This window comes from Naasia lichenicola (assembly GCF_004801885.1).
Taxonomy (GTDB): domain Bacteria; phylum Actinomycetota; class Actinomycetes; order Actinomycetales; family Microbacteriaceae; genus Naasia; species Naasia lichenicola.
Genome location: NZ_SSSM01000001.1, coordinates 693,427 through 714,142 on the forward strand (window position 1 = coordinate 693,427; position 20,716 = coordinate 714,142).

Annotated in this window: 23 protein-coding genes and 1 tRNA gene; 16 read left to right on the forward strand and 8 right to left on the reverse strand. The window is 68.4% G+C overall.

Features of this window, described 5'->3' with window-relative positions; all coding sequences use genetic code 11:
- Positions 1–41: 41 nt before the first annotated feature.
- Both E6C64_RS03250 and E6C64_RS03255 read left to right on the forward strand, forming a co-directional pair.
- Positions 42–632: a TetR/AcrR family transcriptional regulator gene (locus tag E6C64_RS03250; RefSeq protein ID WP_136426161.1), complete on the forward strand. Its 591-nt coding sequence runs from the start codon at positions 42–44 to the stop codon at positions 630–632.
- Positions 633–756: 124 nt separating this feature from the next.
- The gene (locus E6C64_RS03255) at positions 757–1,125 is read left to right on the forward strand and encodes a hypothetical protein (protein WP_136426162.1); all 369 of its coding nucleotides are present in this window, start codon (positions 757–759) and stop codon (positions 1,123–1,125) included.
- A gap of 37 nt (positions 1,126–1,162) precedes the next feature.
- On the opposite strand, the gene E6C64_RS03260 is transcribed toward E6C64_RS03255, so the two are convergent.
- A complete protein-coding gene (locus E6C64_RS03260; protein WP_199240940.1) occupies positions 1,163–1,546 on the reverse strand; it encodes a DoxX family protein in 384 nt (127 codons plus the stop codon).
- Positions 1,547–1,643: 97 nt separating this feature from the next.
- The gene (locus E6C64_RS03265) at positions 1,644–2,657 is read right to left on the reverse strand and encodes an SDR family NAD(P)-dependent oxidoreductase (RefSeq protein ID WP_136426164.1); all 1,014 of its coding nucleotides are present in this window, start codon (positions 2,655–2,657) and stop codon (positions 1,644–1,646) included.
- 119 nt (positions 2,658–2,776) lie between these two features.
- Between E6C64_RS03265 and E6C64_RS03270 the strand changes: the two genes are divergently transcribed.
- From E6C64_RS03270 to E6C64_RS03290, 5 genes are all read left to right on the forward strand, one after another.
- Positions 2,777–3,619, forward strand: a complete 843-nt coding sequence (locus E6C64_RS03270; RefSeq protein WP_136426165.1) for an aldo/keto reductase — start codon at positions 2,777–2,779, stop codon at positions 3,617–3,619.
- 714 nt (positions 3,620–4,333) lie between these two features.
- Positions 4,334–4,822 (forward strand): phosphatase PAP2 family protein, encoded by a 489-nt coding sequence (locus E6C64_RS03275; RefSeq protein WP_233255426.1) that lies wholly within the window; start codon positions 4,334–4,336, stop codon positions 4,820–4,822.
- Between the two features lie 204 nt (positions 4,823–5,026).
- The gene (locus E6C64_RS03280) at positions 5,027–5,536 is read left to right on the forward strand and encodes a COG4705 family protein (RefSeq protein WP_136426167.1); all 510 of its coding nucleotides are present in this window, start codon (positions 5,027–5,029) and stop codon (positions 5,534–5,536) included.
- Positions 5,537–5,557: 21 nt separating this feature from the next.
- Entirely contained in the window at positions 5,558–6,259 is a 702-nt protein-coding gene (locus E6C64_RS03285) for a response regulator transcription factor (protein ID WP_233255427.1), read from the forward strand.
- A gap of 101 nt (positions 6,260–6,360) precedes the next feature.
- Positions 6,361–7,665 carry a sensor histidine kinase gene (locus E6C64_RS03290; RefSeq protein ID WP_158437724.1) on the forward strand — a complete coding sequence of 435 codons (1,305 nt, stop codon included), beginning with the start codon at positions 6,361–6,363 and terminating at the stop codon, positions 7,663–7,665.
- Positions 7,666–8,381: 716 nt separating this feature from the next.
- On the opposite strand, the gene E6C64_RS03300 is transcribed toward E6C64_RS03290, so the two are convergent.
- The 3 genes from E6C64_RS03300 to E6C64_RS03310 all read right to left on the reverse strand — a co-directional run bounded on the left by E6C64_RS03300 (position 8,382) and on the right by E6C64_RS03310 (position 9,531).
- Positions 8,382–8,466, reverse strand: a tRNA-Leu gene (locus E6C64_RS03300).
- A 90-nt stretch (positions 8,467–8,556) separates the two neighbouring features.
- Positions 8,557–8,865 carry a hypothetical protein gene (locus E6C64_RS03305; protein ID WP_136426169.1) on the reverse strand — a complete coding sequence of 103 codons (309 nt, stop codon included), beginning with the start codon at positions 8,863–8,865 and terminating at the stop codon, positions 8,557–8,559.
- Between the two features lie 111 nt (positions 8,866–8,976).
- On the reverse strand, positions 8,977–9,531 hold the full coding sequence (locus E6C64_RS03310) for a GNAT family N-acetyltransferase (protein ID WP_136426170.1): 555 nt from the start codon (positions 9,529–9,531) through the stop codon (positions 8,977–8,979).
- Between the two features lie 136 nt (positions 9,532–9,667).
- On the opposite strand from E6C64_RS03310, the gene E6C64_RS03315 reads away from it, so the two are divergent.
- Genes E6C64_RS03315 through E6C64_RS03325 form a run of 3 tightly spaced genes read left to right on the forward strand, consistent with a single transcriptional unit; the run spans position 9,668 to position 12,865 of the window.
- Positions 9,668–11,062: an FAD-binding oxidoreductase gene (locus tag E6C64_RS03315; protein ID WP_158437725.1), complete on the forward strand. Its 1,395-nt coding sequence runs from the start codon at positions 9,668–9,670 to the stop codon at positions 11,060–11,062.
- Positions 11,063–11,094: 32 nt separating this feature from the next.
- Positions 11,095–11,445, forward strand: a complete 351-nt coding sequence (locus tag E6C64_RS03320) for a DUF6616 family protein (RefSeq protein ID WP_136426172.1) — start codon at positions 11,095–11,097, stop codon at positions 11,443–11,445.
- Positions 11,446–11,500: 55 nt separating this feature from the next.
- Entirely contained in the window at positions 11,501–12,865 is a 1,365-nt protein-coding gene (locus tag E6C64_RS03325) for a M20/M25/M40 family metallo-hydrolase (RefSeq protein ID WP_136426173.1), read from the forward strand.
- Positions 12,866–12,900: 35 nt separating this feature from the next.
- Here the strand turns inward: E6C64_RS03325 and E6C64_RS03330 are convergent, their stop codons facing one another.
- Entirely contained in the window at positions 12,901–13,461 is a 561-nt protein-coding gene (locus E6C64_RS03330; RefSeq protein ID WP_136426174.1) for a hypothetical protein, read from the reverse strand.
- Positions 13,461–14,099 (reverse strand): hypothetical protein, encoded by a 639-nt coding sequence (locus E6C64_RS03335; RefSeq protein WP_136426175.1) that lies wholly within the window; start codon positions 14,097–14,099, stop codon positions 13,461–13,463. Before E6C64_RS03335 ends, E6C64_RS03330 begins: the two co-directional genes overlap by 1 nt.
- 246 nt (positions 14,100–14,345) lie before the next feature.
- Between E6C64_RS03335 and E6C64_RS03340 the strand changes: the two genes are divergently transcribed.
- The 4 genes from E6C64_RS03340 (at position 14,346) to E6C64_RS03355 (ending at position 17,467) form a co-directional block, all read left to right on the forward strand.
- Positions 14,346–14,738 carry an SRPBCC family protein gene (locus E6C64_RS03340; RefSeq protein WP_136426176.1) on the forward strand — a complete coding sequence of 131 codons (393 nt, stop codon included), beginning with the start codon at positions 14,346–14,348 and terminating at the stop codon, positions 14,736–14,738.
- A 219-nt stretch (positions 14,739–14,957) separates the two neighbouring features.
- Positions 14,958–15,842, forward strand: coding sequence for an undecaprenyl-diphosphate phosphatase (locus E6C64_RS03345; RefSeq protein ID WP_136426177.1), 885 nt, complete (start codon positions 14,958–14,960; stop codon positions 15,840–15,842).
- A gap of 134 nt (positions 15,843–15,976) precedes the next feature.
- Positions 15,977–16,996 (forward strand): pirin family protein, encoded by a 1,020-nt coding sequence (locus E6C64_RS03350; protein WP_136426178.1) that lies wholly within the window; start codon positions 15,977–15,979, stop codon positions 16,994–16,996.
- Between the two features lie 87 nt (positions 16,997–17,083).
- A complete protein-coding gene (locus E6C64_RS03355; protein ID WP_136426179.1) occupies positions 17,084–17,467 on the forward strand; it encodes a GNAT family N-acetyltransferase in 384 nt (127 codons plus the stop codon).
- A 61-nt stretch (positions 17,468–17,528) separates the two neighbouring features.
- Here E6C64_RS03355 and E6C64_RS03360 read toward each other — a convergent pair whose 3' ends face one another.
- Entirely contained in the window at positions 17,529–18,629 is a 1,101-nt protein-coding gene (locus E6C64_RS03360) for a PAC2 family protein (RefSeq protein WP_158437726.1), read from the reverse strand.
- Between the two features lie 161 nt (positions 18,630–18,790).
- Here E6C64_RS03360 and E6C64_RS03365 point away from each other — a divergent pair, with 161 nt between their 5' ends.
- Together E6C64_RS03365 and E6C64_RS03370 are read left to right on the forward strand one after the other, a co-directional pair.
- The gene (locus E6C64_RS03365; protein ID WP_136426181.1) at positions 18,791–19,558 is read left to right on the forward strand and encodes an HAD family hydrolase; all 768 of its coding nucleotides are present in this window, start codon (positions 18,791–18,793) and stop codon (positions 19,556–19,558) included.
- The gene (locus E6C64_RS03370) at positions 19,555–20,637 is read left to right on the forward strand and encodes a tRNA (adenine-N1)-methyltransferase (RefSeq protein WP_136426182.1); all 1,083 of its coding nucleotides are present in this window, start codon (positions 19,555–19,557) and stop codon (positions 20,635–20,637) included. Before E6C64_RS03365 ends, E6C64_RS03370 begins: the two co-directional genes overlap by 4 nt.
- The last annotated feature ends 79 nt before the right edge of the window (positions 20,638–20,716 follow it).

A 20,716-nucleotide genomic window follows, 5' to 3' on the forward strand; every position in this document is an offset into this window, starting at 1 on the left:
GGGGCTGTCATCGGCGTTCCCGCGCTCGATAGGATCGAGGGATGGGACGCTGGGAGCCGGACTCGAAGGGACGCCTCCAGGCCGCCGCGCTGGAGCTCTTCGTCGAGCATGGCTACGAGCAGACCACCGTCGCCGACATCGCCGCGCGGTCCGGCGTGACCGAGCGGACCTTCTTCCGCTACTTCGCGGACAAGCGAGAGGTGCTCTTCGAGGGGACCGCAGTCCTCCAGGCGACCGTGGTCGAGCACATCGCTTCGGCGGCCATGGATCTCACAGCCCTCGAGATCGTCGGCGAGGCCATGGCGGCCACGGGCGAGATCATCGGGCAGCGACGCGAGTACTCGCAGCTGCGTCAGACTGCCATCGCGGCGAATGCCAGCCTGCAGGAGCGTGAGCTGCTCAAGCTCGCCGCCCTGGCCGCAGCGGCCGCGCACGCACTGCGGGATCGCGGAGTAGGGGAGCCCACCGCCAGCCTCGCCGCGGAGGCCGGGGTCGCCGTCTTCAAGATCGGCTTCGAGCGCTGGATCGCGGACGAGCCGACCGGCAGCGGGGAGCCTGTCGACATCCCGTCGAGCCTCGGCGACTCCATCCGCTCCGCCCTCCTGACTCTGCGATCGATCGCGGCCGCCTGATCAGCCTCTGCGACGTCGGCCGCGTCCGCCACGGCCTCGATAGAGGCACCTGAACAGGGGAAAGACATCGCCCTGCGCGATCGCTATCGTTTCAGGACGGACCGATTCGACGGGGGGAGCGAATATGCCGATTCCGGCATCCATCGGCAGCACCATGCCGTGGCCCATCCACGTCTACCGGCCGCCGAGCTCCTACACCGAGCGCCAGATGCGTGTCGGCATGCTCGACTGCCGCGATGAGATCGCGCCGCAGGAGGCGACTCCGACTCCTGTCGAGCATGCCGAAGCGCAGCGGATCGAGCGGATCGAGCAGCAGCCGGTGCAGCACGACGATTTCACGCCGTGGGATGTCGCGGCCGCCGGGCTGACCTGGGTGCCGGTCTCCCACGGACCGAACTCGCAGGCGTCTCAGGGCGCCGGCAGTGCGTTCGTGCGCAACCTCGGACGCCGAGCGACCCCCGAGGTCTTCCCTGGGAGCGGACAGCTCCTCTAGCGGGCAGAGCTCCTGCAGCGACTCTCGGCGAAGCCACTCAGTCGTCGAGCGCCCCCGTCGACCACAGGGCTACGGCGATCAGCGGCACCTGCATCGGCAGCCGCAGCAGACGCTTGAGATCCGAGTCGAGGCCGAAGGCATCCCGGTGATTGCGCCACTGCGAGAGGTTGCCCGGGAAGACCGCGACGAAGAACGCGGCGGCGAACCGGCCGACCCGCTTGTGCGCGATGCCCGAGGCGATCGCAGCACCGAGCACGATCTCGACGACGCCGCTGGCGAGCACCGTCGCATCCTCACTGAGCGGCACCCAGCGGGGGACCTGGGCACGGAAGTCATCGCGGGCGAAGGTCAGGTGACCGATGCCGGCGAAGACGAGCGCGCCGCCGAGTCCGATCCGGGCGATGGTCTGCGAAGCGGTCATCCGCCGATCCTTCCGTGTCATTCTGCGGATAGGCCGACGGCGGCGAAGCCCCCAACTGGAGGAGGTCACCGCCGCCGGCGCACGGTATCTCAGCCCGTTACTGCACGGACCAGCCGCCATCCGATGGCAGCACCGCACCGTTGATGTTGACGCCGTCATCGCTCAGCAGGAACGTGATCGAGGCCGCGAGCTGCTCGGCGGTGGCGATCGTCGGGATGGTCGCCTGGAACGGGCCGAGCCGGGCGGATCCCACCTCCGAGACGTTGGCGGGGAAGGGGATGCCGGTGGCGACGCCACCGGGCGCGACGGCGTTCACGCGGATGCCCTGCAGTCCGTACATGAAGGCGGCGCTGCGGGTGAGGCCGATGACGCCGTGCTTCGAGACCGTGTAGGCGTTTCCCGATGCATCGCCGCGCAGGCCCGCCTCGGAGCTGACATTCACGATGGAGCCGACGCCGGCCGCGAGCATCGCGGGCAGCACGGCACGCATGAGCTTGAAGCCGCCCGTGAGGTTGATCGCGATCACGCGATCCCAGGTGGCGTCGGACGTCTCGTGAGCGGGGGAGAAGTCGTCGTTGATTCCCGCGACGTTCGCGAGCCCGTCGATCCGGTCGCCCGCCGCCGCCACGATGGCGTCGATGTCCGCCTGCTTCGTGATGTCACCGGCGACCGAGACGATCTCGGCCTCCGGCAGCGAGGCGGCGAATTCGGCGAGGCGCTCGCCGGAGATGTCGACGGCGATCACCCGTCCACCTTCACGGGCCACCCGAGAGGCGGTGGCGCGGCCGATGCCGGACGCGGCGCCGGTCACGATGACGGTCTGGCCCTGGAAGCGGCCGGCGCTGATCCGCTCGGCCCAGCCGGTCGGTGAGTCGTCCACGGGGAGGACTCCGCCATTGGCGGCCCTCACCAGGTCGTCGATCGCGCTCTGAGGCATCTGTCCCTGACTGAGCGCCACGAGCTGCTGCAGGGCGAGTCCGCGGACCGGCGCGAGGGCGCCCTCGTCGAAGCCTCCGGCGCCCAGGAGCTGACGGATGATGGCGCCGCCTTCGGGGTGATCGAGCCAGTCGCCGATCGAGGTCTGGGCGGTGAGCGGGCGGGGTTCTGCCATGGGGTCTCCGATCTCGGCTGTCAGCGCCGATGTCGACGCCGACCGCTTGTCAACTTAGTTGATCGGGAGGGGATGCGACAGCCCGTGATCGTCTCGGGAGCTGCATCTAGCCTGGTGACATGTCGTCGACGGATCAGATCCCGCTCCTCCCGCTGAACTCGGGGACCTCGATCCCGCAGCTCGGACTGGGCACCTGGCCGATGGACGACGACCAGGCAGCCGAAGCCGTGGCCGCAGCCGCCGACCTGGGCTACCGCCACTTCGACACGGCGACGGCCTACGGGAACGAGGCGGGGGTCGCCGAGGGCATGCGACGCACGGGCATCCCGCGCGAGGAGCTCTTCGTCACCACCAAGCTCGACGGCGAGTTTCAAGGCGATGACCGGGCGATCGCCGGTCTCGACGCCGCGCTCAACCGGATGCGGCTCGACTACGTCGACCTGCTGCTCATCCACTGGCCGCTCCCTCAGCGCGGACAGTTCGTCTCGACCTGGAGGACATTCGAGAAGCTGCTCGCCGACGGACGCACCCGTGCCATCGGCACCTCGAACTTCACCGCGGCGCACCTCACCGCACTCGCTGCGGAGACCGACGTCACGCCGGCGGTCAACCAGATCCAGCTGACCCCGTACGTGCCCCGGGAAGAGCAGCGAGCGTATGGGGAGGCGCGCGGCATCCGCACCTCGTCGTGGTCGCCTCTCGGCGGCGAGGAGGGCCAGGTGACCCGCGATCCGCTCATCGTCGAGATCGCGAACGCTCATGGCCGCACCGCGGCTCAGATCGTGCTCCGCTGGCATGTGCAGAACGGCCTCATCGTCATCCCCAAGTCGGCGAATCCGGCGCGGATGGCGGAGAACGCGGCCATCTTCGACTTCGAGCTCAGTGCCGACGACCTCACCCAGATCGCCACGATCTCGCACGGTCCGGACGCGGGCGTGGACAGCGACCGCATCGGCCACTGACGCTGTGTCCCCGAGGCATTGCCCCTCACCGGGAAGGCAGAAGGCCCCGAGCCGCGATGCGGACGGGGCCTTCTTCACTGTCAGCGGATGCTGTCTCGACCAGTTCCTGTGGCGTCTGCTGAAGCCAATGTGTCCGAGGGGGGGACTTGAAGCACCCCCACGGTCCCATGCCAACGGGCCACACCCGGGCGATCGCGTCATTCAGCCTTTCTGGCTGAGCAAAAATCGGCTCGATCAGGTACTTCTGCCTTCGCTTGTGTCCGGATTGTGTCCAGATAGGTTCCACGATTCGGGTATTGCGGGGGTTGGTGAGGGCGCATTCGCGTATGTCAGATGACGTGGCGGACATGGAAGCAGGCTTGCGCGAAACGCCGTCAGAGGCAGAGGGCCATGCGAATGGACGCGGACATCGGATCTCGGGACAACCGCCTGGGCAGCATCGAATCGTGTGAGTTCTCTCATCCCAGCGGGCGATTATCGAGCGATCGGCGCAAGCCGGCCTCCTAGCGTTGGCGTTCTGAGAAAAGGACGCGACGCATGGTTCCATTTGGACGCGAGATTCACCCCAGGGCGGTGTGCGCTGCCTTCCTGGCGATTCTGCTGGTCCTAACAGCAGGACTGGCCATCCGGTTCGCGGCTGCGGGAGGACCCGTCGGACCGGATCAGTCGTGGCACGATCTGATGGCAAGTATCCGGACCCCGTTCGCCGACTCTTTGGCGGGCACACTGAATGCAGTCGGCGGAACGCTGGATGTGACGGCCGTGGTAGTCGTGCTGGTGGTCATCTTCTTCGCGCGGCGCGAATGGCGAATTGGCATATCGATGGTGACGAGCTTCCTAGTGTCGCTGATCGCCTTCGACTCGCTCAAGGCGATCGTGGGTCGCGCACGGCCCCTTGACGCCATCCTCGCGGCGGGCGGCGACTCCTTCCCGTCGGGTCACAGCGCGCTGGCCGCGGCTTTGGCGGTCGGCATCGCGCTCGTCGTCCGAAGAGTGTGGGTGTGGGTGCTAGCGATTGTCTGGGGGGTGCTGCTGGCCTGGAGCCGCACATATCTGCTGGTGCACTGGCTCTCCGACACCGTTGCTGGCCTTCTGCTCGGCGCCTCGATCTCGATCGTGATCTTCTGGTCGGTGCACCGCGTACGCAGACGCGAAGTGAACGGCCCCGCGAACGCGTTCGAGCACGCGGGCTATCCCGGCTAGCGAGTCGGCCAGCGGGTGCTGCGGGGGTGCCGTCGGCAGTCTCGCCATCGGCGATCGACAGCGGAACAACGCCCAGCTGTCCGTCCCCATGCGATTCGACCGCGCAGCGCGTCCAGACGGATCGGCCGCTTTCCGAAGAATGGTTCACCCCACACGCCGACCTCGAGGTGTGGCTCTCAGCTCTGGCACAAGAGGGTGGAGACGATGTCTGAACCCATAGCGCCCTCGGGGCGCGGATCGCCGGCTCTGCTGACATCCAAGGTGCCGCAGATCAGTGTCCTGTTCTGGGTCGGCTTCGGGCTCTCCCTGACCACCATCATCGTCGGCGCGCTCTTCCCCATCGCCCTTGCCGTGCAGTTCGCCACCAGGCGGTACGCGCCCGTCGTGTACTGGCTGACCGTGGTCCTGATCAGCCTCGTGGGCACTCTGATCACCGACAACCTCGGTGTGATCGCCATTGCGTTCTTCGTCTTCAAGGCCAACGCGGTGGTCTGCTTCTGGGCGGCGTACATCATGACCCGGCCCCTCGGAGCCTCGATCGGCGACCTCACGTCCGCACCGACCGCAGATGGTGGCCTCGGTCTTGGATACACCATCACGAGTGTCGTCCTCGCAGCGGTGATCGTCGCCCTCGTCGCCCACCTATCGGTGCGGTTGGCAGCACAGCGGCGCCAGGTTCAAGGGTCGGCGGCCGCGGCGGCGGCGACGGTCTGAGGCGTCGACCTAGGATGCGAGATGTCCGCTCGGAAGGGAGCAGCCATGCGCATCCTCGTCGTCGATGACGAACCGGAGATGGCCGCCCTCGTCTCACGCGGACTGACCAGCGAAGGACACGACGTCGTCTCCGCCCATGACGGGGTTACTGCCCTCGGCGAGGTGCTGGAATCCCCGTTCGAGCTAGCCGTTCTCGACGTCATGCTCCCCGGAATGTCGGGCTTCGAACTCTGCCGACGGATCAAAGAGAGGGACGAGACCACCGCAGTCATTCTGCTGACTGCCCGTGACGCAGTCGACGATCGGGTCCGCGGCCTCGACGCGGGCGCGGACGACTACATGATCAAGCCGTTCGCCTTCGCGGAGCTCGCTGCCCGTGTCCGCGCGGTCCGTCGCCGGGATGCTCTCAGCGCGCCCGCCCGGATGGAGGTCGGGACCGTCGTCATCGATCTCCGCCGTCATCGCGTTCGATGCGGGGAGAAGGACCTACCCGTCAGTCGCACCGAGTTCGACGTCCTCCGGGTGCTCGCCGAGAAGGTGAGAGAGACGGTGAGCCGGGCCCAACTGCTCGGCGAGGTGTGGGGGACAACCGAAAACATCGATCCGAACATCGTCGACCAGTACGTCAGCTACCTGCGCCGCAAGCTCGACGCCTCGGGCGCGGACGTGCGAATCGTGACGGCGCGGGGTGTGGGGTTCTCGCTCGTCACCTCCGAAGCATGACGGCAGGAGCGCCGACGTCCGGTCGGACGCCACTGTTCGGTCGCGTCGGACTCCGCACTCGGATCGCCGGCGGCAGTCTAATAATCGCCATCCTGCTGTCGGTGATCGCGGGCATCATCGTCAACGCTCAGATCAAGCGAATCGCTCGTGACGGCACGGTTCAAGTACTCGTGAGCGACGCCGCTCCATTCGTGGTCGCGCTGCAGAACGAACCGGGAGATAGCTTCGATGCGGCAGGACCTGGGCAGCTGGTCGCCGTCATCGATCCTGCCGGCGTCGCCCAAGTGGACACGCTTCCCGAAGAGCTGAGCGAGGCAGTGCGCCACCAGGACGTCGCCGACGGGACGAGCACGACGCTCGCGGCCGGCGATGAGTATGTGGTGTACACGACGGAAGTGCAGATTGCGGGCCGAACCTGGACGGTCATCTCCGCGCGCGCGGCCAGCGAAGAGGACACGGTGACGGATCAGCTGCGCAACCTCCTCTTCGTCCTGCTCGCGGTGATCGACCTCGCTGTGGGCGGTACTGCCTGGCTGCTTTCGTCCGCCGCGCTCGCGCCCGTCGGGCGCCTCCGCGAGAGTGCGCAGACTCTAAGCACCGGGCCAGGATCGGATCTTCTTCCCGTGGGTGCGGCGAACGACGAGATCGCGCAGCTCGCGCGCACCCTCAACGAGCTCATCGAACGGCTTCGCGCTTCGGCGGATCGTGAACGACAGCTCGTCTCGGACGCGAGCCATGAACTGCGCACCCCACTCGCGATTTTGCGAACTCAGCTCGAACTGGCGAGAACTGAGGCGTTGTCGATCGAGCAGCTCGTCGCCGATATTGAAGGCGCGGAGCGAAGTGCTGCCCGGCTTGAGTCGCTCGTTAATTCGCTCCTTGTGCTGTCAACGATCGAGTCCGCGGCCTCCACCGCTGCTTCAGCTACGGGCGTCTCCCTCGAGCGCGAAGTTTCCGAGGCCGTCGAGCGCGTACGGTTCCGCACTACGGGTTCAGCAATCGTCGTCCACTACGCAATAGGTGAGGCGTTGGACCTCGCGACACATTACGGTGTGCAGGACGAAGACTTCGGGCGGTTGGTCGACAACCTATTGAGCAACTCCATCGCCGCTCTGGGCCGATCCGGCCAGATTAGGGTGCGGATCTCCTTCGCCTCGGAGGGCCTGGAGCTATCCGTTGAGGATACCGGCGGGGGCCTTGATCCGGCATTCGCGCCGCTCGCGCTCGAGCGCTTCACCCGTGCCGATGACGCGCGTGCCCGCCGCGAAGGAGCTGGCCTCGGATTGGCCATCGTTGCCGCAATCGTCGCGAGAGCGAGCGGAAGCGTCACGCTCGACAACCGGCCGGGTGACGGGCTTACAGTCGTCCTGAACATCCCACCCTCGGAGACGGGCATGGCGACGTAGTGACCAATGAAGGAACCACATCGCGTCGCCAGCGGGACCCGCCTTTCTGCTGTGCGACACTGCACTGCTCAACCAGCACACGCCGTTGAAGAGGCGGATTGCGTCGCCATTTACATGCGCCTTGAACTCACTCCGCTGATGGTGGGGGACATCGCCCCCAGCAAGGCCTTTCACGTGGACGAAGTCGGATTCAACCTCGATCACGATGTGGAGCCAGGCGATGGAATGCGCGTCGTCCAGCTGACGCCGCCAGGTTCAGCGCGCTCGATCGTCATCGGGACCGGAATGCTCGGCAGCAACGCGTCGCCGGCGCAGGGCCTCCATCTCGTGGTAGACGATCTCGCCCTAGCTTGCAGCACTGCTACTGAGCAGTGGGGTCGACGTGTCGTATATCAGCGACATGGGAGGCGGTCTCCGCTACGCCTACTTCTCCGATCCCGACGACAACTCCTGGGCGCTTCAAGAGGTCACGAAATGACGCATCACTCGCGATCAGCTCTGGCGCCAACGTGAAGGCAGTGCAGCGGGATCTGGAGTCCGTAGTGGCACGCCTGGATCAGGTAGTGGCCTCTTCGAATGTGTTCAAAATGTGGCCAAACTCGTTCACATCGTTAGCCAACAGGAAATGGAAAAGGCCACAGATCCTCGGGTATTCCGCCGATCTGAAGCCTTTGCACTGTCTCAACCAGTTCGTGTGGCCTCTGCTGAAGCCGATGTGTCCGAGGGGGGACTTGAACCCCCACGCCCTATACGGGCACTAGCACCTCAAGCTAGCGCGTCTGCCATTTCCGCCACCCGGACGAGTGGGCCCCGGGATCGCCAGGGCCGACAGAGACATTATCACGAAGCGGCATGCCCTCTCGGACACGGCCGCCTGCGTGCGTCGGCCGATCAGGAGCGCGGCGGGTCTCCCGCCAGACCGGCCGAGGTCAGGAGCTCGGCGAGCTCGATGAGCGCATCGGGGATGGCCTCGAACGGCCCGCTTCGGGGAAATCCGGGGAGGCTCGGGTAGAGGAAGTACCCGCCGGTCTCCTCGCGGATGCAGGCGAAGGCGGCGATGCCCGTGTCGACGGGAGCCGCGGGGCGGACGACCCATTCGCCGGAGAGCTCGGTGGGGTGGGCGGAGAGGGATGCGAGTGTTGTCGACGGTTCGGACGTGTCGCTGTCCGGTACCGATCGGGGATCTTCGGTGACAGTCATGCGGGGGAATGTATTCCTGGCGCGGGCGACGCGCCCGCCCGATCGATCGGCGCGCCGCGAAAAACGGATCCTGTCGGCGCGTCGACCTGGCGGTTGGAGGTTGTGAGCGGCTCAGCCGACTCGGATCCGCCACACTCCGGCGCGCATGAGGCTGCCTTTCGGGTACTCCACGTCCTCCTCGCCGACCTTCTCGAAGCCCGCACTGCGGCAGACGGCGTTGGAGGGCACGTTGCCCACCCCGGGGAACGCGTAGAGCCACTCGAAGCGGGCGAAGCCTCGCGCGCGCCGCACGACCTCACGCGCGGCCGCGCTGGCAAGGCCCTGCCCTTGGAACTCGGGCAGGATGCTCCACCCGGTCTCCCACCCCGGGTCGCCCTGCCAGTCGGACGGCCAGATGCCGATCGATCCGACGCTGCGCGCATCGGCTGCTCCCAGGTCGGCTGCCCCCGGGTCCGTCAGGCGATCGATCCGCCACATGTGCGATTCGCCCGCCGCCTCGATGCCCACGTAGCGCGCGTGCCGGGCGAGCAGCTTCTCCTCGGTCTCGGGACCGCCGAGGTGCGCCGTCATCTCGGGCGCATTGATCCGTCGGAGCAATCCGAGGTCCCCGTCGCTCCATGGGCGGAGGATCAGCTCCGGCCCGTCCGCTCTGTCTCGCTCGATCATGTCCGGAGGATATTGCGCGCATCCGACGCTGGGGCAGCCGCCCCTTGAGCCGGAGCCCCGACCGGACGATGCTGGGTGCCGCCGCCCCGCCAGCAGGCGACGCAGATCGCGCCCGCGCTCCATCGAAGGAGAACCCATGACCGTGCAGATAACCGCCGAGGACATCGCGCAGGAGCTCGGCATCTCCGTGCGAGGGCCGGTGCTCACCGCCGACGCCCCCGACTACGCCGCAGAGGTGGCCGCCTTCAATCTGGCAGTCAGCCAGCACCCTCTGGTGGCCGTCGGGGCTCTCGATGCCGAGGACGTGGCAACCGTCGTTCAGGTCGCGCGACTGCACGGCTGGAAGGTCGCGGTGCAGACCACCGGACACGGTGCGATGCACCCCATCGACGCCCAGATCCTCATCTCGACCAGACGGCTCGACGCCGTCGACATCGACGCCCAGGCGAAGGTGGCGCGGATCGGTGGGGGAGTCCGGTGGGCTGCTGTCGTCCCCGCTGCGGCCGAGCACGGGCTCCTGCCGATCACCGGCTCCTCGCCGAACGTCGGCGTGGTCGGCTACCTGATGGGCGGCGGACTCGGGCCACTGGCTCGCAGCTTCGGCTACAGCTCGGACTACGTCGTCGGCGCCACCGTCGTCAGCGGCACCGGCGAGATCCTCGAGGTCAGCGCAGACGCGCACCCCGATCTGTTCTGGGCGATCCGGGGCGGCAAGTACGAGCTCGGCATCGTCACCGAGATCCGGGTGCGGCTCATCGAGCTCAGCACCATCTACGGCGGGGCGCTGCTGTTCGGCACCGACGACATCGAGCGGGTCCTGCGCGGCTGGGCCGAATGGACGCTGAGCGCTCCCGATGCGGTCACCACCAGCCTGCTGGTGGCGAAGTTCCCGGATCTGGATCTCCTGCCGCCGTTCCTGCGCGGGCGTCAGGTCGCCATGCTCCGCTTCGCCTACCCCGGAGATCCCGACGAGGGCGCGCGGCTGGCCGCCCCGCTCCGCGCCCTGGCGACCGCCGAGCAGGACGCCATCCGGCCTCTGGCCAGCACGGACCTCGGGCAGATCCACAACGACCCGACCGATCCAGGGCCGAGCTGGCTGCGCGGCGCCTTCCTCTCCGCGCTGCCCGCCGAAGCGGCCTCGATCCTCCTCGAGACCTTCACCGCGCCGGACGCGCCGTACACGATGCTGGAACTGCGGCACTACGGCGGTGCTCTCGTCGAATCCGCCGTCGACTCGGCGGTGGGGGGTCGCGATGTGCACATCGCCATGGGCTTCGGCGGCTTCAATCCGACGCGGTTCGCCGACCTGCCCTCTGCAGCGGATGCACTGCTCGATCGGCTCGAACCCTGGCTCGCGCCGGAGACCAACATCAACTTCACCGGCGACCAGTTCGGAGCGCGCCACCCCCTCGCGGCGTGGTCCGATGAGAAGGCATCCCGGATCGCCGGGGTGCAGGGGAGGTACGATCCCGACGGACTGTTCCACTGGTGGGACGCCGGCGAGCGCGGAGCTGTCGGAGCCGAGCGCTAGCCAGCGGGGGCGCCACCGCGCAGACTCGAGTCATGAATCTCGTCATCCAGCTGTGGACGCCGACCATGGCGTTCTTCGAGGCCGCTCCGATCAAGCGCGCCGAGGCGATCACTCAGATCCGCAGCTCGATCGCGGCGGTCCCGGGAGTCGAGTCGCTCGGCTGGGGACAGATCGACGCCGAGGCCCCGCACAGCTCGGCGCACAGCTGGGTGTCCGTCTGGCAGGTCGACGTCGACACGGACGGCGACGCCCTCATGTCCCTCCTGGAGACCGCGGGCTGGTTCCACTGGTTCGATTCGACCACCGTGCGCAGCGAGATCTCGCGCTTGGTCGACGCCGATGACGCGCTGATCGCCATCCCGCACATCGAGGGCACCCTCTGACAGAGCTGATCCGGCCGCGAGACCGACCGTCGGAAGCGCCTTGTACGGTGGACGGGTGACCGACCAGGCCAGCGCCAGTTCTCCGTCCCATCCCGACTCGAGCCCCGACTCGAGCGCAGACTCGAGCACTGCGCTCAGCGCGACCGCACGCATCGCGCAGGAGCTCATCCGGTTCCCGAGCGTCAACTGGGGCGAGGGGCGCAGCGACGGCGAGACCGAAGCCGCCCAGTACGTCGAGGCGAAGCTCGCGGCCCTCGGCCTGAAGCCGCAGCTGTTCGAGCCCGAGCCCGGTCGCGTCTCCGTGATCGCGCGGGTGGACGGCAGCGGATCCGGCACGGATGCGCTGGTGGTGCATGGTCACCTCGACGTGGTGCCCGCCGACCCGACGAACTGGACCGTCGATCCGTTCGCGGGCGAGATCCGCGACGGGATGCTCTGGGGTCGGGGCGCCGTCGACATGAAGAACATGGACGCCATGATCCTCACGGCGCTCGGCGAGATCCTCGGCGCGGGGGAGCGACCGGCGAGGGATCTCGTCGTGGCGTTCTTCGCCGACGAGGAGGCCGGAGGCGTCCGCGGATCGCAGTGGGTGGTCGAGAACCACCCGCACCTGTTCGCCGGAGCCACCGAGGCGATCAGCGAGGTCGGCGGCTACTCCGTCAGCTTCGGCGACCAGCGCTCGTACCTGCTGCAGACCGGCGAGAAGGCGCTGATCTGGATCAAGCTGATCGCCCGCGCCCCCGCCGCGCACGGCTCACGACTGATCCGCGACAACGCCGTCACCCGACTCGCAGAGGCGGTCGTCGCGCTGGGGCGCGAGGACTGGCCCATCCAGCTCACCGACACGACCCGGCAGCTGCTCGCCCGGGTCGGCGAGATCCTCGGCGTCGACCCCGAGCAGGTCGGCCCTGACGAGCTCATCCTGCGCACGGGCACCGCGGCCGGATTCATCCTCGCCACCCTCCGCGTGACCACGAACCCGACGGGTCTGACCGCGGGCTACAAGCACAACGTGATCCCCGAAGAGGCCAGCGCGCTCATCGACATCCGCTGCCTGCCGGGGGAGGAGGAGCAGACTCTCGCCCGCGTCCGCGAGCTGATCGGCCCTGACGTCGAGCTGCAGACCATGCACACCGACATCGGGCTGGAGACGCCGTTCGACGGTCCGCTCGTCGACACGATGGTCGGCCTGCTGCAGAAGCACGATCCGGGAGCCACCGTCCTGCCGTACCTGATGTCAGGCGGCACCGACAACAAGGCCCTCGATCAGCTGGGTATCCGCGGCTACGGATTCGCTCCGCTCCAGCTGCCACCCGACCTCGACTTCCCGGCCATGTTCCACGGCGTCGACGAGCGCGTGCCGCTCGCCGCCCTCGACTTCGGGCACCGGGTGCTGACGGAGCTCCTCCGCAGCTACTGACAGCCGATGCGTGCCGGAGCGAGCCGGAACCTTGGTCAGAAGCCCCCTTCGGAGAACGGCTGCTCGTTGCCGGTGTCCTCGTCGACCTCAGTGGCGCAGAGGACTGATCCGAGGTCGAAGTGGCCCGTGTAGTCGCGGCGCCATCCGCGGTCGGCCACGACCTTGACCCAGAGGTGGAAGTCCCTGTCCGCGCCGTAGACGAAGGTGCCGGGGTTGAGCCCCATCGCCCATCGGAAGCTGCGGGCGTCGTTCGGGAAGGTGTTCGAGTTCGTGTACCCGGTCGAGTCGCGGGTGATGAGGTAGCCGGGGTCGTAGGCCGAGCGCAGCTCGTACTTGATCTTGAAGCCTGTGACGTGATTGGCGCCGAACTCCTGGGTTCGCACGCTGGCGGAAACGGTGCAGAGATCGCCGGTCGTGTTCGTATTGGTGACGATCGGACCGGAGGTCAGCCACACCTGGAACTGCGCCGCGGAGCCGTACGCGTTCGCCGGCGCGGCTGGCGCGGCGAACATCGCGCCCATTGCGGCAACCAGCACGGCGCCGGCCACTACGACGCGAGCGACGCGACGACGGAATCGCCCCTCAGTCGCGGCCATCAGAGCCGTCCTGCCCCGAGAGCGACCCAGGCGGCTGCCTGGTCGACGAGGTCGTCGACCGTTCGCGCGGGATCGCGGCTGTAGATGGTCACGAGGATGCGAGTGCCGGTGGCATCGCTGAAGGCGGTGGAGGCGAATGGAGTCGGGAACCCGGCGACGACGGAAGCATCCCCGGAAGCCGTGGCACTGATCGCGGCTCCATAGAACATGTCGGCTGAGAGGCCGGCCGCATCGGGCAGAGCGGTGACCGTGGCACGGACGAGATCGTCTGCTGTGAGATAGATGCAGCTCTCGTCGGCATCGAGTGCGAGTCGATCGGCGCCGTTGTCTCCCGACCAGGCCGACCACTCGTCAAGAGGAAGCAGTCGGCAGGGGTCGATAACGATCGCATCGCCGGGTGCGTCGGCGTCGAGCACAGGATCTCCTGCGGCGACGCCTGCGGTGCTGCCGTCCGGCAGATCGACCACCTCGCTGCCGTCCGGCGCGGGCTCACCGGGCGCGAGCAGGTCGGAGGATTCCGCGGCCTGGTCGTCCTCCTGCTCGAACGGGCCCGAGAACCAAACCTGCTCGGTCGGGTCGTACGGCGCGGTCGTGGGAGCGGGGGACCCAGTCGGCGCAGTGACCGTGGGTGCGTTCACCGACGGAGCACTGATTGATGCGCACCCCGCTAGCGCGATGAGCACTCCAGCAGCCGCGACGGCGCCTGAAAGTGTTCGGCCCACTCTCGGGAGATTCATAGCCGAACCCTAGGTGTCCTCCATTCGGAGGACAAGCGCCCCGATGAGGGGGCAATCCGGCCTGACCAGCTGCCCAGTTCTGCCGCTTGAACGGGCGCGCGAGCGGCAGAACTGGGCAGTTCGCTGCATCCGTCGCAGACTGGACGCATGACGAATCCGGTCCGACACATCGGGATCAGCATCGATCGGGCGCCCTCCGACGTCTACGACTTCGCGCACGACCCCGCGAACCTGCCCCGGTGGGCAGCGGGACTCGGTGGCTCCATCGAGCTCCTCGACGGCGAATGGGTGGCCGAGTCGCCCATGGGGTCCGTGACCGTCGTGATGGCTCCCGACAATGAGTTCGGCGTGCTCGACCACACCGTGACCCTTCCCGACGGCACACGCAGCCTCAACCCGTTGCGGGTGCTGCCCAACGAGCGGGGGAGCGAGGTCGTCTTCTCGCTGTTCCGGCTCCCGGGAGTGGACGACGCGGCCTACGAAGCGGACGCCGCTGCGATCGCGGCCGATCTGGCGACGCTGAAGCGCCTGCTCGAGTAGCGCTCCCGCGGTCGAACTGCCCAGTTCTGCCGCTCGGAGGGCCGTCCGTGCGGCAGAACCGGTTCCCTCGGCGCAAGCGTGCGCCGTGGGGCCCAACTCGCGAGCCCTCGGGGCCGACGTTCACGACGACGCACGCCCGGCGTCCGGAAGGAGCGCAAGCGCGCCGATAGGCTTCCTGCGGCAGGTCACCTCCTGCGGAAGACCAACGAAGGAGGCGGCATGTCGATCCTCTCCGCGCTGCTGCTCGGACTCGTGCAGGGGCTCACCGAGTTCCTGCCGATCTCCTCGAGCGCGCATCTGCGCATCATCGGGACGCTGACCGGAGAGGGCGATCCCGGAGCCGCGTTCACCGCCATCACCCAGCTCGGCACCGAGACCGCAGTCCTCGTCTACTTCTGGAAGGACCTCGTCCGGATCTTCTCCCGCTGGTTCCTCGCCCTCTTCAAGGTGCGCGGCCCCAACGGACGCCGCAGGGTCCGCCGCAGCGACCCCGACGCCCGCATGGGATGGCTGATCATCCTCGGATCGATCCCCATCGTGGTGCTCGGCCTGCTCCTGCAGGATGCGATCGAGACGACCTTCCGCTCGCTCTGGATCGTCGCCTGCACGCTCATCGGCTTCGGCGTCCTGCTCGGCATCGCCGACCTCGTGGGCAAGCGGGTGCGCACCCTCGACCAGCTGACTGTGCCCCACGGCGTCATCTTCGGCTTCGCCCAGGCCCTCGCCCTCATCCCCGGCGTCTCCCGGTCGGGCGGCACCATCACCGCGGGCCTGTTCATGGGCTACACCCGCGAGGCCGCGGCACGCTACTCGTTCCTGCTCGCCATCCCCGCGGTCTTCGGCAGCGGCCTGTACCAGCTCTACAAGGTCGTGAAGGAGCCATGCGACGCGGCCGCCGCAGCGGCGACGGGGTGCCTGCCCGAGCTGTACGGCGGGCTCGAGACCGGCCTCGCGACGGTCGTCGCGTTCGTGGTCGGCCTGGTGGTCATCGCCTTCTTCCTCCGCTACATCTCGCGACGCTCGTTCCTGCCCTTCGTGATCTACCGGATCCTGCTCGGGATCGCGCTGATCGTTCTGCTCTCGACAGGGGCGATCGCCGCCTGAACATGGCTCGGGTGGCCTGAAGTAGTCCGATCGATCGGTGACCAGCGGGGTATTTCGTGCCCCGATGGGGGACGTCAGAACGATTCGTCTACCCCCGCATGACATCGCGGCGCCTGCGATGCCATGATGTGGGAGTGAGCAATCTCGACAGGGATCCCGGGCTCCTCCTGGTCGAGGAGGACGCGCCCCCTGCTCGTCGCATCGACGTGCTCACACCCCGGGATGTACCCCTCGGCGGCCCGCGCGCCATGACGGTGCGTCGCACTCTCCCGCAGCGGGAGCGGTCGCTGATCGGCGCCTGGTGCTTCGTCGATCACTACGGCCCCGACGACGTCTCGCTCTCCGGCGGCATGCGGGTGGACGGACACCCGCACACGAGCCTGCAGACCGTGACGTGGATGTTCGAGGGCGAGGTGGAGCACCGCGACACCCTCGGCACGGTGCTCACCATCCGTCCCGGCGAGGTCAATCTGATGACGTCCGGCTCCGGCATCGCGCATTCGGAGTACTCGACGCCCAGCACCACCCGACTGCACGGCGCCCAGCTCTGGATCGCCCTGCCCGAGGACCAGCGGTCCGGACAGCGCACGTTCCAGAACTACGCCGCGCCGCAGGTCCGCATCGGGGATGCGGACGTCCGCGTGTTCCTCGGCGATCTCGCTGACCAGCGCTCGCCGGTGCATACCTGGACCCCGACGCTGGGCGCCGAGATCGTGCTGCCCCCGCACTCGCGGCTCGAGCTCGAGGTGGATCCGACGTTCGAGCACGGAGTGCTGGTGGACGCAGGGCCCGTGTGGGTCGACGGCGAGCTCGGCGAGCCCGCGCATCTGCTCTACCGGGCGCCGCTGGCCGCTCCGCTCGCGTTCGAGACACGGGAGAGTGGCGCGCGGCTGCTGCTGATCGGCGGGGAGCCGCTCGGCGAGAGCATCGTCATGTGGTGGAACTTCATCGGCCGCAGCCACGAGGAGATCGTGTCGTTCCGCGACGACTGGCAGGCAGAAGTCGCCCGCCATGCGGCCGCGACGTCGGCCGCCATCCAGACCGGCGACGCGGAGGCCTTCCCGACGGAGGGCTTCGGCGAGTTCCCCTCGACCTGGACACGGGTCCTACCCGCCCCCGAACTGCCGTCCGTCCGATTGCGTGCTCGCCGATGACCACGCCCCGTCCTCAGCTCGTCCCTCAGCCCCCGCCCTCCACCCACCGCCTCCGTCCCCTGCAATGACGCTTCAGAAGGAGATCCCATGACCGACACCACCGCGCACGACACCACCGCGCACGACAGCACCTCGAACGCCGCCGCCGGTGTGCCCGCGGACAGCACCGTGCGCTTCGACGCCGACACCAATCGCTACATCATCGAACTCGGCGGTGCCTACGCCGGCTTCAGCCAGGTGGTCCTCCGGAACGACCAGGTCGTCTTCATCCACACCGTCATCGACGAGAAGTTCGAGGGACACGGGCTCGGCAGCCGGCTGATCAAGGCTGCCCTCGAAGACGTTCGCGACAAGGGCAAGCGGATCGTCGCCGTCTGCCCGTTCGTCACGGCCTACCTGACCAAGCACCCCGAGTGGGCGTCGCTGCGCGACCGGCCCACCTCCGAGCTGCTCTCGAGCCTCGTCGGCTGAACGATCGGCCGGACGATCGGCTGAACGCCGGCCGGGCAGAGTCGCGGGTCAGAGTCGCGGGTCAGCCGACGGAGCCGTCCCGGCCGTCGGCGAAGCCGTCGCGCCCATCGCCGCGGCGGCGGAGGTAGCGCTCGAACTCCTTGGCGATCGCCTCGCCGCTCGCCTCGGGGGAGTCGACGGTGTCACGCGCCTGCTCGAGCTGCTCGATGTAGGCCGCCATGTCCTCGTCCTCGCCGGCGAGCGCATCGATCCCCGCCTCCCACGCGGTCGCCTCGTCCTCGAGATCGCCTCGAGGGATGGGCGTGCCGAGCACCTCTTCGAGACGCTCGATGAGCGCGAGGGTGGCCTTCGGCGACGGCGCGTTGTGCACGTAGTGCGGCACGGATGCCCAGATCGACACCGTGGGGATGCCGACGACCTCGGCCACATCTGCGAGCACCGAGAGAATGCCGACGGGGCCCTCGTAGGTGCTGCGCTCCAGAGAGAGCTCGGCACGCAGGTCGGCGCTCTCGCTGGAGGAGAAGACGGAGATCGGCCGGGTGTGCGGCACGTCGGCAAGCATGGCGCCGAGCACGACGATGCCGCTGATGTCGGCGGCGAGCGCCTTGTCGATGATCTCGGCGGTGAAGCTCTTCCAGCTGCGGGACGGCTCGCTGCCGAGCAGCACGTAGATGTTCTCGGCGCTCATCCGCTCGAGGCGAGCGTCGTCCGACTCGTCGTCCGTCTCGTCGTCGGACTCGGTCTCGGAGGTCTCGTCGACCTCGTCCACCGCGTCGAGATCCTCGATCAGCTCGGGATCGATCATGTCGACGTCCTCGTCGAGCTCGACCGCGCGAACGAGCTCGGCGACGATCTCGTCCGTCTCGGGCACCCGGTGCAGCTCGATGCCGAACGGCATGCCGGCGAGATCGCGGGTGGCCTGGGGGCCGTACATGGTCGCCTGCGGCCATTTGAGCCGGCGCACCCCGTCGTCGTCCGAGTAGACCATGGGGCGGGTGAACTGGTAGTCGAAGTACTGCTCGGGATCGACGTCGTGGATCGCCTCGAGGTCGAGGGCGTCGCGCAGCATGGCGACGGCACCGGAGGCCGCCTCGCCCGCGTCGTTCCAGCCCTCGAAGGCGACGACGAGGATCCGGCCCTCGCCGAATCGCTTCTCTGCCACGGGCAATGCCGCCTTCCGATCGTGTCGTGCGCCGACGGCACACGACCTCAAGGATAGAACTCCGCGGGTCATCGCCTGCCGGAGCCGCACTGCGGAGTGAGCGTCCCGCGCCCGGCGGGCGCGCCGCGGCGCCGCGCCGGCCGCTCCTAGACTGGCTTCCCGTGACTGCAGACCGACCGGCCGCCGTGCTCTGGGACCTCGACGGGACCCTCATCGACAGCGAGCCGTACTGGATGGCGGAGGAGACGCTCCTCGTTCAGCGCTTCGGCGGCACCTGGACTCACGAGGAGGCATTGACCCTCGTAGGACAGGGCCTCGACTTTTCGGCCACCGTCCTGCAGCGCGCGGGGGTGCCGTGGACCTCGCAGGAGATCATCGATCACCTGACCGACTCCGTGATGGAGCGGATCCGCGGCGCACTCCCGTGGCGCCCAGGTGCGCGAGAGCTGCTCTCCGCCGTGCGCGAGGCCGGCGTGCCCACCGCGCTGGTCACCATGTCGATCCGCCGGATGGCTGAGCTCGTCGCCGACGCGATCAGCTCGCTCGACGGCCACGCCGCATTCGATGTGATCGTGTCGGGCTCCGACGTCGCCAATTCGAAGCCGCACCCCGAGGCGTACCTCAGCGCGGCCGCCCAGCTCGGCGTGGCGCCCGAGGACTGCATCGCGATCGAGGATTCGCCGACCGGGCTGGCGGCCGCCGTCGCGTCCGGCGCGCGCTCGATCGGCATCCCGCTCGTGCTGCCGCTGCCCGATCCGGACGACGCGGCGGCGCATTGGACGGTCTGGGACACCCTCGAGGGTCGCACCGTCGCCGACCTGGCCGAGGTGCTGTCGGCTGGACGGGCAGCGGGATCCCACCGTGAGGCCGAAACCGAAAGCGCCGCCGAGACAGGTGCCGCCGATACCCGCGCGGGAGTGCAGTCATGACCTTCTCCGGTCCGTTCCAGATCGGCGACCGAGTCCAGCTGACCGGCCCGAAGTCCCGGCTCAACACGATCACCCTGGCCGCCGGCAAGGAGTTCCACACCCACAAGGGCGTGCTCCGTCACGACGACCTGATCGGGCTGCCCGACGGCTCGGTCGTCGCCAACTCCGTCGGCATCCGCTATCTCGCGCTGCGTCCGCTGCTCAGCGACTTCGTCATGTCCATGCCTCGAGGCGCCGCGATCGTCTACCCCAAGGACGCGGCTCAGATCATCGGCAAGGCGGACATCTTCCCGGGTGCGCGAGTGGTCGAGGCCGGCGTCGGCAGCGGTGCGCTCAGCCTGTGGCTGCTGCGCACTATCGGCCCGACCGGCTCGCTCACCTCCTTCGAGCGCAGGGCGGAGTTCGCCGACGTCGCACGCGGCAACGTCGTCGGCTTCCTCGGTGAGGAGCCCGAGAACTGGGACGTCGTCGTCGGGGATCTCGTCGAGTCGCTGCCCAGCGCGGTCGAGCCGGGATCCGTCGATCGGATCGTGCTCGACATGCTCGCGCCGTGGGAGTGCATCGACGTGGCGGCAGACGCCCTGACGCCCGGCGGCGTGGTGCTCTGCTACGTCGCCACGGTGACCCAGCTGTCGCGGGTGGCAGAGGCCATCCGCGACTCCGAGCGGTTCACCGACCCCGAGTCCACCGAGACCCTGGTGCGCGGCTGGCACGTCGAGGGACTCGCAGTGCGGCCGGACCATCGCATGGTGGGGCACACCGGCTTCCTCATCACGGCCCGACGTCTCGCGCCCGACGCCGTGCTGCCGCAGCCGCCGCGCCGCCTGTCGAAGACCGACTACGACGACTCCGACGTCGAGATCTGGACCCCCGGGGCGGTGGGGGAGCGCACCACGAGCGCGAAGAACCTCCGCCGCCGCGTCCGCGAAGCCCGCGCGGGCGCCGCAGCAAGCCTGGCGCGGGGTGGGGATGCGGCCGACGAGGGCATCGACGATGACATCGACCCTGCCGACGGCCCCCAGGATGGGACGGGCGACGACGCGCCTTCCCGCACAGCCGGCGAGGACGACGACCAGTAGACTGCCCTACGGTCAAACGGGCCCAGCAGGGATCCGCGACTCCGCCTCACCACTCGTTCTCGCACCATGCGCCAGCGCC

Excerpts from the sequence above, each read along its gene's own strand:
- E6C64_RS03250 (WP_136426161.1), top strand. The coding sequence starts at position 42 with ATGGGACGCTGGGAGCCGGACTCGAAGGGACGCCTCCAGGCCGCCGCG.
- E6C64_RS03255 (WP_136426162.1), top strand. The coding sequence starts at position 757 with ATGCCGATTCCGGCATCCATCGGCAGCACCATGCCGTGGCCCATCCAC.
- E6C64_RS03260 (WP_199240940.1), bottom strand. The coding sequence starts at position 1,546 with ATGACCGCTTCGCAGACCATCGCCCGGATCGGACTCGGCGGCGCGCTC.
- E6C64_RS03265 (WP_136426164.1), bottom strand. The coding sequence starts at position 2,657 with ATGGCAGAACCCCGCCCGCTCACCGCCCAGACCTCGATCGGCGACTGG.
- E6C64_RS03270 (WP_136426165.1), top strand. The coding sequence starts at position 2,777 with ATGTCGTCGACGGATCAGATCCCGCTCCTCCCGCTGAACTCGGGGACC.
- E6C64_RS03280 (WP_136426167.1), top strand. The coding sequence starts at position 5,027 with ATGTCTGAACCCATAGCGCCCTCGGGGCGCGGATCGCCGGCTCTGCTG.
- E6C64_RS03285 (WP_233255427.1), top strand. The coding sequence starts at position 5,558 with ATGTCCGCTCGGAAGGGAGCAGCCATGCGCATCCTCGTCGTCGATGAC.
- E6C64_RS03305 (WP_136426169.1), bottom strand. The coding sequence starts at position 8,865 with ATGACTGTCACCGAAGATCCCCGATCGGTACCGGACAGCGACACGTCC.
- E6C64_RS03310 (WP_136426170.1), bottom strand. The coding sequence starts at position 9,531 with ATGATCGAGCGAGACAGAGCGGACGGGCCGGAGCTGATCCTCCGCCCA.
- E6C64_RS03315 (WP_158437725.1), top strand. The coding sequence starts at position 9,668 with ATGACCGTGCAGATAACCGCCGAGGACATCGCGCAGGAGCTCGGCATC.
- E6C64_RS03320 (WP_136426172.1), top strand. The coding sequence starts at position 11,095 with ATGAATCTCGTCATCCAGCTGTGGACGCCGACCATGGCGTTCTTCGAG.
- E6C64_RS03330 (WP_136426174.1), bottom strand. The coding sequence starts at position 13,461 with ATGGCCGCGACTGAGGGGCGATTCCGTCGTCGCGTCGCTCGCGTCGTA.
- E6C64_RS03340 (WP_136426176.1), top strand. The coding sequence starts at position 14,346 with ATGACGAATCCGGTCCGACACATCGGGATCAGCATCGATCGGGCGCCC.
- E6C64_RS03345 (WP_136426177.1), top strand. The coding sequence starts at position 14,958 with ATGTCGATCCTCTCCGCGCTGCTGCTCGGACTCGTGCAGGGGCTCACC.
- E6C64_RS03355 (WP_136426179.1), top strand. The coding sequence starts at position 17,084 with ATGACCGACACCACCGCGCACGACACCACCGCGCACGACAGCACCTCG.
- E6C64_RS03370 (WP_136426182.1), top strand. The coding sequence starts at position 19,555 with ATGACCTTCTCCGGTCCGTTCCAGATCGGCGACCGAGTCCAGCTGACC.